Here is a 15,502-nt window from a genome sequence, read left to right on the forward strand (position 1 = left end):
AAGCTCCTCCTTTATGTTCTATGGATTCTATCATCAATTACCTCGTCTTCGAGGTTTTTTTATAATCAGTGCTTTTCATTGTATCATAGAGAGAAAATGAAAGACAGAATCAAACTATTTCTCTATAAAATAGGCGACAAAAAAATAGACCCACTATTGTGGATCTATTTTTAACCTTATAATTTAACTCGCTGTAAACGCAGTGCATTTAATACAACAGATACTGAACTAAACGCCATTGCTGCACCTGCTACCCAAGGAGCTAGTAAACCGACTGCGGCAATTGGAATACCTAATGTATTGTAAGCAAATGCCCAGAATAAGTTTTGTTTAATGTTGCGCATTGTTTTACGACTCATTATGATAGCATCCGCGATACTGTTTAAATCGCCTCGAATTAGTGTAATATCCGCTGCTTCCATAGCTACGTCCGTACCGGTACCGATCGCCATCCCAATATTAGCTGTCGCAAGTGCCGGTGCATCATTAATGCCATCCCCAACCATCGCCACTTTTTTACCTTGAACTTGCAGTTTTTTCACTTCATCTGCTTTGCCTTCCGGAAGAACTTCAGCAATCACATGATTCACACCAACTTCTGCTCCGATTGCCTGTGCTGTACGTTCATTATCACCAGTCATCATAATGACAGTAATACCCATTTCTTGTAAACGACTAACCGCTTCTTTTGAAGTATCTTTCACTGTATCAGCAACTGCTACTAGACCAGCATACTGACCGTTAATCGCAGCTAACATAGCAGTTTTACCATTTTCCTCTAAATGCTCCATTGTTGGTAGAATATCATCAATATGAATACCGTATTGTTGCATCAATTTACGAGTACCGATAACAACCCCTTGACCAGATACAGTCGCTTGCACACCGTAACCTGGTATTGCTTCAAAAAATTGAACATCTCCTAGGTCAATTCCGCGATCAGTAATTCCTTGAACAATTGCTTCTGCTAACGGATGCTCGGATTGCTTCTCTGCTGCGCCAATTAACGATAAAAATTGTGCCTCGTCTTGATTCGCCGCTAATACAACATCCGTTAATACAGGTTTGCCGTGTGTCACTGTACCTGTTTTATCAACAACTACTGTATCGATGCTTTGTGTTTGCTCTAAATGCTCTCCACCTTTAAATAAAATACCAAATTCCGCCGCACGGCCAGAGCCCGCCATAATCGATGTTGGCGTTGCTAATCCAAGCGCACATGGACAAGCGATAACAAGTACTGCAATTAATACTTCTAGTGCAGGTGTAAATTCACCAGGTCGCACCCAAATAATCCAGATTAGAAACGCTACAATCGCAATACCAACAACTATTGGTACAAAAATACCTGAAATTTGGTCTGCTAAGCGTTGTATCGGTGCTTTTGAGCCTTGTGCATCTTCTACAACTTTAATAATTTGAGCTAAGGCTGTATCGCGACCAACTTTAGTTGCCGTCATTCTAATAAAACCATTTTTATTAATAGTGGAACCAAATAATAAATCGCCTTGCTTTTTATCAACAGGTAAACTTTCTCCCGTTAACATCGATTCATCGACAGCTGTTGTTCCTTCTAACACTTCACCATCGACAGGAATTTTTTCACCAGGTTTCACTAAAATAATGTCGCCAATGACTACTTCTTCTAATGGTACTTCTTTTTCTACACCTTCACGAACAACGATGGCCGTTTTTGCCTGAAGGCCCATTAACTTTTTGATTGCTTCAGAAGAGCGGCCCTTCGCTTTTGCCTCAAATAATTTACCTAATAAAATTAAAGTAATTAATACGGCACTCGTTTCAAAATATAGATGAGGGGCATGATGTGACCCCGTAGTAATAATGGCTTGATATAAACTATAAAAATACGCTGCAGAGGTACCCATCACTACAAGTACATCCATATTGGCACTACTATTGCGTAAAGCTTTGTATGCCCCAACATAAAATTGCTTCCCAATGATAAATTGAACGGGAGTGGCCAACACCATTTGTACCCACGGATTCATTAAAAATTCAGGAACATATAAAAATGATGTAAATGAAAAGTGTCCTACCATCGTCCAAAGTAATGGTAATGAAAGAATGGCCGAGAAAATAAATTTTTGCTGCTGTTGCTTGATGGCCTGTTCTCGATGATCTACTGTCTCTTGCTCATCTGCTTTTTGATGCGCTTCATATCCTAATTTTTCAACCTTCGCAATAATATCTGCAATCGTCACCTCAGATGGGTTAAACTCTATAGTTGCTTTTTCGAGCGCTAAGTTTACGTTCGCAGAGGATACACCTGCTAGTTTATTTAAACCCTTTTCTATCCGTGTAGCGCAGGCTGCACATGTCATGCCTGTTATATCGAATTCAGTTTTTTGTTTAACGACACCATAACCAAGTGCTTCAATTTTCTTTTCAAAGTCTTCTTCATTTAGTTTTGTCGGATCATATTTAATGGACGATTTTTCAAGCGCTAAATTAACCGTCGCTTGTTCTACACCATCCATTTTATTTAAACCTTTTTCTATTCGAGTTGCACAGGCTGCACATGTCATACCTGTAATTTGCAAATTCGCTTCCTTTAATTCTGAACTCATGATCATTTCTCCTCCCTACATACCAACTAGGGGTATGTGTAATTGAAAATAATAGAGTGCTACTTGAGCACCCTATTTATATTATTTAACGTCATAGCCTTGATCGTCGATTGTTTCTTTAATTTGGTCTAGAGATACTTGTGTTTCATCAAATGCTACTTCTACTAAACCATCAGCTAAGTTTACTTTTACTTGTTCAACGCCTGCTAAAGCTCCAACACTTTTTTCCACTGAGTTTACACAATGTCCACATGACATTCCTTGTACGTTTAATGTTACATTTTGCATAAAATATCTCTCCTTTTAATTTAGGTACTATATAGGGGTATATATTTATTAAAAAAAATCGAGTGTGTTGATTAACCATTTTTATCCACTTTAATTATTTTGAAGGCTCTGATTTCCGCTACGGGTAAAATGCACATACATTAGCAAAATATCAACAAAAAAATCCTTTTATCAGTTAATGATAAACCTATAGTTTCCTAATCAACACGCCTGAAAAAACTTTTACTTCTTCATTAATTTTTGAATGGTCACTACTAATTCATCTAACACTGCTTCATCACCTTCTGATAGGCGATCTACTACACATCCCTTTAAATGACCTTCTAATAATATTTTTGCTACACTATTTAAAGCAGACTGTGTGGCAGACAGTTGCGTAATAATATCATCGCAGTAAACATCTTTGTCAATCATCCCTTTAATGCCTCGGATTTGACCTTCGATTCGATTTAAACGAGTCGTTAAATCTTTTTTTACGCGTTCAGGATGATGACTTTTTCGACACGACATACCTTCCTCTGTATGACAAACATCCTTTTTCACTATATCCTCCATACAATACACCTCCTACTCACACTCATCATACTATACCCACGAAGGGTATGCAAAGTGTAAAAAGAACTAAATAATTTTTTTATTAATGATGATGATTCGACTGCTCAGTTTCTATTGTACATAAAATTGATTGATCATGCTTATGTGCCAGTGTTTCCAACTGAATCGTTACATGCTTTATGCCCTTATGCTCAAGATTATGTTCAATTTCCCGTAATATATGCTCACCATCCGCAATTTTTAGCTGATCATCGACAACAGCATGACAAGAAAGTGCATTTGTTCCACTTGTTATTGTCCAAATGTGTAAATCATGAATGCTATGAACGCCATTTGTTTGTACAATAGTTTGTACGATTTCTTCAACGTCAACGTTTGAAGGTGTGCCTTCCATGAGAACATGGACAGCAGCCTTCGTTACATAGTAGCCGCTTCTTAATACTAATGCTGCAACAATAACACTCGCAAGTGGATCAGCCCAGCCCCAGCCAAAAAACATTATTAACAGTGCGGCAACGATGGCCCCTACAGATCCAAGCATATCGCTTAATACGTGTAAATAAGCTCCACGCATATTTAAATTATCTTTTGTATCACTGCCACGCATCATAATCCATGCTACTAAAATATTTATCAAAAGACCGATTGTACTAATAACTAGCATGCCTGTTGTTGCTACTTCTGGTGGATTGGCAAAACGTTCTATTGCCTCATAGAAAATGAATAAAGCAATTAAAATTAAAGTCACACCATTTAATACCGCTGCTAAAATTTCAAATCGTTTATAACCGTATGTTTTACTATAGCTAGCAGCCTTTTCTCCAAATATAAAAGCAAGTAAAGCTATTGCTAATGAAATTGAATCACTTAACATATGTCCTGCATCGGATAAAAGAGCCAAACTATTTGTTAAATAGCCACCAATCGCTTCAACAACCATATAACTCGTAATAATAATAAATGATAAGATTAACACCTTTTTATTTGCGCCATGTGTATGGTCATGGCTGTGATCATGATTATGTCCCATTTCTTATCCCTCCATTAGTTCTAGTTATGTGTAGCATGCTCAATAGCTTGCATTAACAAATTCATAATGTGATCATCATCTTTTGAATAATATAAGGTTGTGCCTTCCCTTCTATATTTCACTAACCGTAAATTTTTCAAAAAACGTAACTGATGTGAAACTGTTGATTGGCCTAAATCTAAAATTTCAGCGATGTCGTTGACTGAATGCTCATCCGTACATAATAAATTCAAAATGCGAATTCTTGTCGGATCACTTAAAGCTTTAAATGTTTGAGACACGACGAATAGTGTCTCTTCGTCTAAATGTTGTTCTTTGTTATTATGAACCTCTGTATTTTGTAATTTTTCGTCCATTTAGCTTACCCCTAACTTTTATATTTATATATGAGCATGTGTTCATATATAAATATAGATGGTTGTTTTGAATATGTCAACGTTTTAACTTCTCACATAATACGGAGGAGATGTTGCCGAGACTTAATTGACAGTAGCAATTGTCAATTAAGCAGGATACACTAAATGATAAGGAGAGATCATAGTGGATATTTTTGAAACAGACCGATTGTTTATGAACGGTGCACTGGAAGAAGCTAAGAAAGCAGCTTTACTTTGGGAAGTACCGATAGGAGCTGTGCTTGTCTACGATGGAGAGATTATTGCACGTGCTCATAATTTACGAGAAACAACACAAAACGCGACGACGCACGCTGAACTAATGGTCATTCAAGAAGCTTGTAAAAAAATAGGTAGCTGGCGTCTTGAAAAAACAACACTCTATGTGACGCTTGAACCTTGCCCTATGTGTGCAGGTGCCATTTTACAATCCCGTGTGCCACGTGTTGTATATGGTGCAAGAGATATAAAAGCTGGTTGTGTAGATTCACTCTATCGTTTATTAAACGATGCACGCTTTAACCATGAATGTGAAGTAACAGAAGGAATTTTAGCTGAGGAATGTGGACAAATCTTAACCGATTTTTTCCGAGCATTACGCGAACGAAAAAAGGCCGAGAAAAAAGCGCGACAAGCTCTAATTGTTGAAAATGAAAAATTTTAATAAAAAATTCACGCTACGGGTTAAAAAGAAAAACTACTGTTGAAATTTCAACAGTAGTTTTTTCATTTCTTGACTCCGATTACTTTGGAGCAATTACTTCTTTTCCGCCCATATATGGTCTTAATACTTCAGGAATCACTACGCTTCCATCGGCTTGTTGATAGTTTTCTAAGATTGCTGCTACTGTACGGCCGATTGCAAGACCTGAGCCGTTTAATGTGTGTACATACTCTGGTTTTGCATTTGGCTCACGACGGAAGCGAATATTTGCTCGACGTGCTTGGAAATCTTCAAAGTTAGAGCATGAAGAAATTTCACGGTACATATTTTGCGCTGGAATCCAAACTTCTAAATCGTACTTTTTCGCTGCAGTAAAACCTAAATCAGCTGTACACATTTTTAGTTTGCGGTATGGTAACCCTAATAATTGCAGTACTTTTTCAGCATGACCTGTTAATAGTTCTAACTGTTCATAAGATTCCTCCGGTTTAACAAAGCGTACTAATTCTACTTTGTTGAATTGATGTTGGCGAATTAAACCACGCGTATCGCGTCCCGCAGAACCCGCCTCTGAACGGAAGCAAGCACTGTATGCCGCAAAGCCCTGTGGTAATGCTTCACCTGGTAAAATTTCATCACGATAGAAGTTTGTCACAGGTACTTCTGCTGTTGGAATCATGAAATAATCTGTGTCATCCAATTTAAAGACATCTTCTTCAAATTTAGGTAGTTGCCCTGTACCTGTTAAGCTATCACGATTGACAATTACAGGTGGTAGCATTTCTTCATAGCCATGCTCTTCAGCATGTAAGTCCATCATAAACGTCATTAATGCACGTTCTAAACGAGCACCAAGGCCACGATAGAATAAGAAACGACTACCCGTCACTTTTGCACCACGTTCAAAGTCTACAATTTGTAAGTCCGTAGCGATATCCCAATGTGCTTTAATGTCAAAATCAAATGTTGGTACATCACCCCAAGTATATTCCTCAACATTATCATCCTCTGTTGTGCCGACTGGTACAGATTCATGTGGAACGTTTGGTAAACGCATCATCATATCTTTAAAGCGATCTTCTACATCATTTAATTGGACATCTAGTTCTTTAATTTCATCGCCAACCTGACGCATACGTGCAATAACTTCATCAGCATTTTCCTTATTACGCTTCATAATAGAAATTTGCTCAGATACTTTATTGCGCTCAGCTTTAAGCTCTTCTGTTTTTGCAATTAATTCACGACGCTTTGCATCCAATTGTTCAAAATCGTCTAAGTTTCCTAAATCCTCATTACGTGTTAATAGCATTTCTTTAATTTCCGCGAAATTGTCGCGCACGCGTTTAATATCTAACATCGTCATACCTCCAGTAGATTATTAATGATGGGAAAATAGTCAGTGGGAACACAAAAAAGCCCTCATCCCCAAAAGGGACGAGAGCTACCCGCGTTGCCACCCTAATTGACTAGACACATTGTACTTTGTCTAATCCACTTATTTCATAACGGCATTTCAGCCGGCGACAGCCTACTTCATTCACTTCGACTGCGCAACTCCAGGACGGATTCACAAGTGCTTTTATCAGCTTCCACCACCCGCTGACTCTCTAAAAAAAACGTGCTTGTTACTACTTCCCATCATCGTGTTAAGTTATTTAAATTTTATCCATACTGTACTATATGAAATGAGATTTTGCAAGTCATACCATAAAAGATACAAAATATTCAAGAACACGTGTATCTTCCGTTAATTCAGGATGGAAGGAACACCCTAATAAATGACCGTCTTTTGCTAACACGATTTTCCCGTCATGCTCCGCTAATACTTCAACACCTTCACCTACGGAAACAATATGTGGCGCGCGTATAAAGACAGCCGGAATGACAGGACCTATTTCAGGTATATCGAGCTTCACTTCAAAGCTATCTACTTGACGTCCATAAGAATTCCGTGCAACTACCACGTCCATTACTGCTAAATGTGATTCATAATCCACTAAGTCCTTTGCTAATAAAATCAATCCTGCACATGTTCCAAACATCGGTAAACCTTGCTTTGCAAGTGTGCGAATTGGCTCTAATAGCTCGTATCGATTCAGCAATTTGCGCATCGTTGTGCTTTCTCCACCAGGCAAGACAAGTCCATCAAGCTTCTCTAAATCACTTCTTTGTTTTACTAAGACCGCTTCGCACCCGAGAGACTCTAACGTTTGCACATGCTCTCGCACCGCGCCCTGTAATGCTAAAACACCGATTCGCTTCATTTTACCAGCCTCGCTCTTGCATACGCTCATTTTGACTAAGCTGTGCAATATCGATGCCTTTCATCGGAACACCTAACTCTTTTGAAATTTCAGTAATTAGCTTGTAGTCCTTATAATGCGTAGTAGCTTCAACAATTGCACGAGCAAATTTCTCTGGGTTTTCTGATTTGAAAATACCAGAACCAACAAATACACCGTCAGCTCCAAGCTCCATCATTAATGCTGCATCCGCTGGCGTAGCAACTCCACCTGCTGCAAAATTTACTACTGGTAAACGGCCAAGACGCTTAATTTCTCTTAATAATTCAAAAGGAGCACCAAGCAATTTAGCCTCTGTCATTAATTCGTCCTCTGTCATACCAACTACCTTACGTACTTGCGCATTCACTTTTCGAATATGGCGAACCGCCTCTACAATATTACCCGTCCCTGGTTCCCCTTTAGTTCGTAGCATAGAAGCCCCTTCACCTATGCGTCGAGCTGCTTCGCCCAAATCACGGCACCCACAAACAAAAGGCACTGTATAATCACTTTTTAATAAATGAAACTCCTCATCCGCTGGCGTTAATACTTCACTTTCATCAATATAATCAACACCCATTGCTTCTAACACTCTTGCTTCTACAATATGTCCAATACGTGCCTTAGCCATTACGGGAATGGATACAGCTCCCATGACCTCCTCGACAATACGAGGATCCGCCATACGTGCAACACCACCCGCCTTACGAATGTCTGATGGTACTCGTTCTAATGCCATGACAGCTACAGCTCCTGCCGCTTCCGCAATTTTCGCCTGCTCCGCATTAATAACATCCATAATGACGCCACCCTTTTGCATTTCTGCCATCCCGCGCTTAACTAACTCTGTACCTGTTTGTCTCATGATTTCTAACCTCCACCTTTATGATGAAATTTAGTATAATCGAAATTGACCATATAAAAATATCCAGTTTACTAAATAACCATAAGGTCAGGGAGATGAATGAACATGGACATGCTATTATTCCAACTAGAAAAAAATGGTGAAAAACCGCTCTATGACCAGCTCTATAGCGGCATTAAGGAAGCTATTATTTCAAAGAAAATTGCAGTAGGAGAAAAATTACCATCAAAAAGAAAATTAGCCGATTTTTTGAATATTTCTCAAACAACTATTGAAATTGCATATGCACAGCTACTTGCAGAAGGCTATATTATGTCTAAATCTCGTGTCGGTTATTTCGTAGAGGAAATTGACGAGCTTCCATATATTCAACAGGACACAATAGTTTCTTTACACGAGCAACCTAAGAAAAAATCTTACAAGATAGATTTTAATCCTGGTTCTATCGATATTGATGCCTTTCCATTTCAAACATGGCGGAAATATGCGAAAGAGCTCTTTGATGATGCCTCAAAGGATTTATTATTAACAGGTGAGCCTCAAGGAGAACTATCTTTACGAACGGAGATTGCTAATTATTTATTTCAATCACGCGGGGTTATTTGTAGTCCCGAGCAAATTGTCATCGGCTCAGGAACCGAACAGCTTCTACCAATGATATTGCGCCTCTTCGGTGACGATACTTGCTTTGCGCTTGAAAACCCAGGGTATCCAGCTGTTCATCGTATGTTTTCCCAGCATAAAAGGAAAGTATACCCAATTGCGGTCGATGATGAAGGAATTGTCATCCATGAGCTCGAAAAAACTAGCGCTGACGTTGTCTATATTACGCCATCACACCAATTCCCTACAGGAGCAGTATTATCGGCTACAAGACGTGCACAGGCTTTAAATTGGGCCGCACAAAGCTCCTCTCGATACATTATTGAAGATGATTACGATTCCGAATTTCGTTATACTGGAAAACCAATTCCAGCACTTCATGCATTAGATCGAAATGATAAAGTCATTTATATGAGTACATTTACAAAATCATTAATGCCGTCCTTGCGTGTTGCTTATTTTGTACTTCCATCAAAATTACTTGCTACTTATAATGATGTGTTTAATTACTATTCATCAACGGTACCTCGTTTTGATCAACATATCGTAGCTAATTTTATGCGTGATGGCCATTTTGCAAAGCATTTAAATCGCATGAGGAAAGTTTATCGAAAAAAGCATGAAAAACTTACTTCTATTTTAGAAAACTATTCTAACCAAATTAATATTACTGGTGAGCAAGCAGGAATGCATATTTTACTAGATGTACAGCATACTTTGTCCGAAAAGCATTTACAGCAGCTTGCCTCCAATTCGGACATCAAAATTTATCCACTATCTGATTATCGCCTAGATCACTTCGCACCCTCGCAAGCTCAATTTTTACTAGGTTTTGGAGGTATACCTGTTCATGAAATTGAACCTTCAATTGAAAAGCTAATGAATTGTTGGGACATACAGAAAAAACACAGATCAACCTCACCTTAAAAGGTTGATCTGTGTTTCCGTTATGTTACGATTCAATTAGTTGGATATTATATAGCTTAAACCATGTATGGATTTGGCCGAGATAAGCTAAAAGCTGTGGACCTGCCATTAATTGTCCATACCAAGGAACTTTGAAAGAACTGCCACCAGATTCAATTAGCCCTATTAGCTTCTGACGCTCAAACAATTCATGAAGAATTGAATTTTTATCCTCCATTATTTCTCTTAGCCATTTTTGAACACCCGCTGTATAAACTGGATGATATGTTTTAGGGTACGGATTCTTTTTCCGATATAAAATTTCTTCTGGCAATAAATGTTGCATTGCCTTACGAAGCAAACCCTTTTCTATACCTCCTAAATTTTTCATTTCCCAAGGAATATTCCACGCATATTCCACAAGTCGATGATCTGCAAACGGAACACGAACTTCAAGACTTGCCCCCATGCTCATACGGTCTTTTCGTTCCAACAATGTTTGCATAAACCATACCGTATTCAAATAAAACATTTCACGTTGCCTTACTTCCTCAATACTCTCTCCATCAAGATATGGTACTTCGGCAATTGTTTGCGAATATGCTTGTTGTGCAAATGATTCAACGTTTAATTTCTTACGCCACCGCTCTTGTAACATTGTTGATCTTTCAGACAGTGAACGAATCCAAGGAAAACCTGTTGTCTTTTCTGTAAACCATGGATAGCCGCCGAAAATTTCATCTGCACATTCACCCGATAGTGCAACGGTAAAGTCTTTTTTTATTTCTCGACAAAACCATAGTAACGATGAATCTACATCTGCCATCCCTGGGGAATCTCTAACAACGACAGATTCTACCAACCAATCGATTAATTGCTGCTGAGAAATTTCCTCAGCATGATGTGTTGTACTAAAGGTATCTGTCATTTTTTGAATCCAATACGTGTCTGTTGATGTTTGAAAAGCATGTGGATTAAAGAAGCGTTCATTATCCTCATAATCTATAGAATACGTATGGAGCATGCCTTTGTTTTGTTCATGAAACCTGTTTGCTGCAATTCCAGTAATAATGCTGGAATCTAATCCGCCTGAAAGAAATGTACAAATCGGTACGTCTGAAACAAGCTGTCGTTCAATAGCGTCCGTAAGCAAAAAACGGACATGTTCGATTGTTTCCTCTAATGACTCTTCATGTCGTTTACTTTGTAACTGCCAATACTGCCAAACTCGTATACCCGCTCTAGAGAAACGCATTGCATATCCTGGACGTAGCTCACTAATATTTTGGAAAAGTGATTTTCCGGGCATTCTAGACGGCCCTACAGCCATCATATTTGCTAGCCCTTCCGTATTAACGGTTGTTTTAATCAATGGATGAGCTAATAATGCTTTCACCTCGGATGCAAAAAGCAGGCCGTCTTGTTGTTCAGTGTAAAACAAAGGTTTTACACCTAGTCGATCTCGACATAAAAAAAGAGATTGTGATTGTTCATCCCATATACCAAAAGCGAAAATTCCATTTAAAAAATCAACACACTGCTCTTTCCATTCAATATAAGCAGTTAATAATACTTCCGTATCTGAATGCGTTGTAAAAACATGCCCTCGATTTTGAAGCTCTTTCCTTAACTCTTCTGTATTATAAAGCTCGCCATTATATGTAATGACATAGTTTGAACCATCATGTACTTTCTTCATCGGTTGCTTTCCACCGATTAAATCTATGACAGCTAGCCGACGATGGCCAAATGCAATATGCTCACTACACCAAATATTTTCATCATCAGGCCCTCGTTTATTTAATGTTTGCGTCATTAACTTTAGAATTTCATTACTCGTTCTTAAATCCTTTTGAAAGCTAGCCCATCCTGTAATGCCACACATTTAGCCACATCCTTTCGCCTAATAGCGTATGCAGTAGAGCGAAAAAACGTGAAAAAGAACACGAGATGTTTGAAAACATCTACGTGTTCTTTAAATTAATTATTAAAATAAGCCACCAACAAAGTCAGTAATGCTGCTCCATAAGTTTCCGAAGAAGCTACCAATACCTTGGAAGAATAATGAGATACCACTAGCACGCTCCACAGCCTCTGTTGTGACAACATCGGCCTTAAGACCCTTACCGTCAATAAAACCGTGATCTGTGCCCTCTGAGCGCTCAATAACTACCTTCCCGACAACTGTATCCTTCTTAACCTCTGCTTCAAGACTCTTTTTATCTAATACTAGTTTAGGTTTATATAAGTCTTTTTCAGATGACTTGATCATAAATGAAACTGGTTCTTTAACAGCAATCGCTACATTCTTTTCTTTACCTTTCGTAACTTTTACTGTTTCTTGATCTTTAAACTTATAGTTCGCTGGAATAATTTCTTGTTTCGAGAATTGTGAGAAGCCATAGTTAAATAATTTAGCTGTTTCATCAAAGCGAGCTTTATATGAGCCTTCTCCGTTTGCATCTACAGCCTTCATTACTACAGAAATTAAACGTGTACCGTTGCGCACTGCAGTACCTGTAAAGCAATGTCCAGCAAAGTCTGTTGTTCCTGTTTTTAATCCATCAACGCCTTCATATTTGTACACTAATCCTGGCAACATAAAGTTCCAGTTCTCCATTTTAATTGCATCTTCTGTACCTTCACGGAACGTCTTTTTTGCAATTTTAGACGTTTTTAATACGTCTGGATGATCTTTTAGTAAATGATATGCTAATTTAGCTACAGACTTAGCAGGCATTACGTTTTCATCATTTGGTCCTGTACCTGCTGGATGCATACCAAATAGATTTGCATTATTAAGACCAGAAGAGTTTACGAATTTATAGTCTGTAAGACCAAGCTCTTCTGCTTTTTTATTCATTAGCTTTAAAAACTCAGTTTCAGTACCCGCAATTGTTTCTGCTATAGCAACTGTAGCAGCATTTGCAGAGTAAATTGCCATCGCCTCATATAATTCACGAATTGTGTAAGATCCATCTCTACGCAATGGTACATTACTTAACGCACGATCTTGAGACATTTTATACGTATAATCAGTTACATGATATTCCTGATCCCACTTAACTGTACCTGCATCAATTGCATCCAATAACAGGTATTCAGTCATCATTTTTGTCATACTCGCAATACCTAGTGAAGTATCTGCATTTTGTTCATATAAAATTTTTCCTGAATCTGCGTCAATTAAAATTGCAGCATCCACGTGTAGTCCTAAATCTGTTTCTGCATTTGCCTTCGCTGGAATACCTGCTAAAACACTAAATAACAAAACAGGAATTAGGAGTAAGCGTATAACAGTGTTCATTGTCTTTTTCACCTTTAAAGCCCTCCAAAAAATATTCTTATCCTCGACATTTTATCATATATAGCAATGTCCGTGCGCACTCTCTATCATAAAAAAATGCTCTCGTGTCATCTTTGTAGACGATTCGAGAGCATAAAAGTTGCTAGTAATATATTACATCGAATAGTTTGGTGATTCTTTTGTGATTTGTACATCATGTGGATGTGATTCACGTAGACCTGCACCTGTCATTCGAACAAACTGAGCATTTTCACGTAAGAACTCAAGGTTAGCTGAACCGCAATAGCCCATACCTGCACGAATACCACCGATTAGTTGATAAATAGTATCCGCTAGAGGTCCTTTGTAAGGAAGACGACCTTCAATACCTTCAGGCACTAATTTTTTCGCATCCTCTTGGAAATAACGATCCTTTGAACCTTTTTCCATAGCTCCAATTGAACCCATACCACGGTATACCTTGAAGCGACGACCTTGGAAGATTTCAGTTTCACCAGGAGATTCAGAAGTACCTGCAAGAAGTGAACCAAGCATTACAACATTACCACCCGCTGCAAGAGCTTTTACGATGTCACCAGAATATTTAATGCCTCCATCAGCAATAATTGTTTTCCCAAGTTCACGTGCTACTGTTGCACAATCGTAAACAGCTGTAATTTGTGGTACACCTACACCAGCTACGACACGAGTTGTACAAATAGATCCTGGTCCAATACCAACTTTCACTACATCTGCACCAGCCTCAAATAATGCGCGTGCACCTTCAGCTGTTGCCACGTTACCAGCGATAATTTCAAGCTCTGGATAAGATTCACGGATAGAGCGAATTGTTTGTAATACACCCTCAGAATGACCGTGAGCTGTATCGATTACTACGATGTCTACTTGTGCTTCAACAAGCTTTTCAATACGTATCATCGTATCCTTTGAAACACCAACTGCTGCCCCTACTAATAAACGACCATGTATGTCTTTTGCAGCGTTAGGGAACTCAATTACCTTTTCGATATCCTTAATTGTAATTAATCCAGTTAATTTACCTTCTTCATCTACAATTGGTAACTTTTCGATTTTATATTGTTGAAGAATCTTTTCAGCATCCTCTAGAGTCGTTCCAACAGGTGCTGTAATTAAATCTTCTTTTGTCATAACATCTTCAATTTTTAAAGAATAGTCAGAAATAAAGCGTAAGTCGCGGTTTGTAATGATCCCTACTAGCTTTTGGTTTTCCATGCTATCAACGATTGGTACACCAGAAATTCGGTATTTACCCATTAAATGCTCAGCATCGAAAACTTGGTGAGTCGGAGTTAAGAAGAATGGGTTTGTAATAACACCATTTTCAGAACGTTTTACTTTTTCTACTTGCTCAGCTTGCTCATCAAGCGACATGTTCTTATGGATAATACCGATACCACCTTGACGTGCCATAGCAATTGCCATTTTAGATTCTGTAACTGTATCCATGCCTGCGCTGATCATTGGAATATTTAATTTAATCTTCGGTGTTAGTTGAACTGATAAATCAACATCTTTCGGTAATACTTCTGAATGGGCTGGTACTAATAATACATCATCAAAAGTTAAACCTTCTTTGGCAAATTTAGTTTCCCACATTTTCGTAACGTCCTCCTATAGTTAAAAGAATATTAATTGTAAGATTAACAACGTGCTAAGCTACTGTCAAGAAACTTATAAAAGAAAGACAATTCAGATTTTTCTAAGTGCCATCTCTGATAGACTTTTCTTCCTTTTTTATACTGAAGAAAATATAGCTTTTTTTAATTTCTTCTATATTTAGAACAAATGTTAGTTAAGCTCTGTCTTATTTTAAGCAAGTTTTGTGGAATTATTGATAAATTATTAAAGTTTTTCATAAAAATAAAAAGACAGTCAGCACACAGCTGACTGTCTAAATTGCCTAGCGACGTCCTACTCTCACAGGGGGAAGCCCCCAACTACCATCGGCGCTAAAGAGCTTAACTTCCGTGTTCGGTATGGGAACGGGTGTGA

At 38.3% G+C, this 15,502-nt stretch carries 13 protein-coding genes, 1 rRNA gene and 1 other annotated feature; of the genes, 2 read left to right on the forward strand and 12 right to left on the reverse strand.

All coding sequences use genetic code 11. The annotated features are described in order from the left end of the window. Positions 1-176: 176 nt before the first annotated feature. The 5 genes from ACFTQ7_RS23475 to ACFTQ7_RS23495 form a co-directional block, all read right to left on the reverse strand. Positions 177-2,588, reverse strand: a complete 2,412-nt coding sequence (locus tag ACFTQ7_RS23475; RefSeq protein WP_386831574.1) for a heavy metal translocating P-type ATPase — start codon at positions 2,586-2,588, stop codon at positions 177-179. 81 nt (positions 2,589-2,669) lie between these two features. Beyond that, a complete protein-coding gene (copZ, locus tag ACFTQ7_RS23480; RefSeq protein ID WP_349662217.1) occupies positions 2,670-2,876 on the reverse strand; it encodes a copper chaperone CopZ in 207 nt (68 codons plus the stop codon). 222 nt (positions 2,877-3,098) lie between these two features. Further along, positions 3,099-3,431: a metal-sensitive transcriptional regulator gene (locus ACFTQ7_RS23485; protein WP_068986808.1), complete on the reverse strand. Its 333-nt coding sequence runs from the start codon at positions 3,429-3,431 to the stop codon at positions 3,099-3,101. 82 nt (positions 3,432-3,513) lie between these two features. Beyond that, positions 3,514-4,461, reverse strand: coding sequence for a cation diffusion facilitator family transporter (locus ACFTQ7_RS23490; RefSeq protein WP_386831576.1), 948 nt, complete (start codon positions 4,459-4,461; stop codon positions 3,514-3,516). A 20-nt stretch (positions 4,462-4,481) separates the two neighbouring features. Continuing rightward, positions 4,482-4,817, reverse strand: a complete 336-nt coding sequence (locus tag ACFTQ7_RS23495; protein ID WP_079564051.1) for an ArsR/SmtB family transcription factor — start codon at positions 4,815-4,817, stop codon at positions 4,482-4,484. Between the two features lie 184 nt (positions 4,818-5,001). Here ACFTQ7_RS23495 and tadA point away from each other — a divergent pair, with 184 nt between their 5' ends. Continuing rightward, positions 5,002-5,520: a tRNA adenosine(34) deaminase TadA gene (tadA, locus tag ACFTQ7_RS23500; protein WP_386831579.1), complete on the forward strand. Its 519-nt coding sequence runs from the start codon at positions 5,002-5,004 to the stop codon at positions 5,518-5,520. A gap of 79 nt (positions 5,521-5,599) precedes the next feature. On the opposite strand, the gene serS is transcribed toward tadA, so the two are convergent. From serS to pdxS, 3 genes are all read right to left on the reverse strand, one after another. Continuing rightward, positions 5,600-6,880 carry a serine--tRNA ligase gene (gene serS / locus ACFTQ7_RS23505; protein ID WP_386831580.1) on the reverse strand — a complete coding sequence of 427 codons (1,281 nt, stop codon included), beginning with the start codon at positions 6,878-6,880 and terminating at the stop codon, positions 5,600-5,602. Between the two features lie 70 nt (positions 6,881-6,950). Further along, positions 6,951-7,174: a binding site (T-box leader), on the reverse strand. Between the two features lie 49 nt (positions 7,175-7,223). After that, entirely contained in the window at positions 7,224-7,787 is a 564-nt protein-coding gene (pdxT, locus tag ACFTQ7_RS23510) for a pyridoxal 5'-phosphate synthase glutaminase subunit PdxT (RefSeq protein ID WP_386831582.1), read from the reverse strand. A 1-nt stretch (position 7,788) separates the two neighbouring features. Further along, a complete protein-coding gene (gene pdxS, locus ACFTQ7_RS23515) occupies positions 7,789-8,673 on the reverse strand; it encodes a pyridoxal 5'-phosphate synthase lyase subunit PdxS (RefSeq protein WP_386831584.1) in 885 nt (294 codons plus the stop codon). Positions 8,674-8,778: 105 nt separating this feature from the next. Between pdxS and pdxR the strand changes: the two genes are divergently transcribed. Further along, positions 8,779-10,203 (forward strand): MocR-like pyridoxine biosynthesis transcription factor PdxR, encoded by a 1,425-nt coding sequence (pdxR, locus tag ACFTQ7_RS23520; RefSeq protein WP_386831586.1) that lies wholly within the window; start codon positions 8,779-8,781, stop codon positions 10,201-10,203. A 25-nt stretch (positions 10,204-10,228) separates the two neighbouring features. Here the strand turns inward: pdxR and asnB are convergent, their stop codons facing one another. From asnB to rrf, 4 genes are all read right to left on the reverse strand, one after another. Then, positions 10,229-12,067 carry an asparagine synthase (glutamine-hydrolyzing) gene (gene asnB, locus ACFTQ7_RS23525; protein WP_386831588.1) on the reverse strand — a complete coding sequence of 613 codons (1,839 nt, stop codon included), beginning with the start codon at positions 12,065-12,067 and terminating at the stop codon, positions 10,229-10,231. A gap of 102 nt (positions 12,068-12,169) precedes the next feature. After that, positions 12,170-13,501, reverse strand: coding sequence for a D-alanyl-D-alanine carboxypeptidase family protein (locus tag ACFTQ7_RS23530; RefSeq protein ID WP_386831590.1), 1,332 nt, complete (start codon positions 13,499-13,501; stop codon positions 12,170-12,172). Positions 13,502-13,642: 141 nt separating this feature from the next. Further along, positions 13,643-15,106, reverse strand: a complete 1,464-nt coding sequence (guaB, locus tag ACFTQ7_RS23535) for an IMP dehydrogenase (protein ID WP_197143168.1) — start codon at positions 15,104-15,106, stop codon at positions 13,643-13,645. 302 nt (positions 15,107-15,408) lie between these two features. After that, positions 15,409-15,502: ribosomal RNA gene (rrf, locus tag ACFTQ7_RS23540) — 5S ribosomal RNA — on the reverse strand; the annotation flags it as partial.

The organism is Lysinibacillus sp. NPDC056959 (assembly GCF_042674095.1).
In the GTDB taxonomy this organism is placed as follows: domain Bacteria; phylum Bacillota; class Bacilli; order Bacillales_A; family Planococcaceae; genus Lysinibacillus; species Lysinibacillus zambalensis.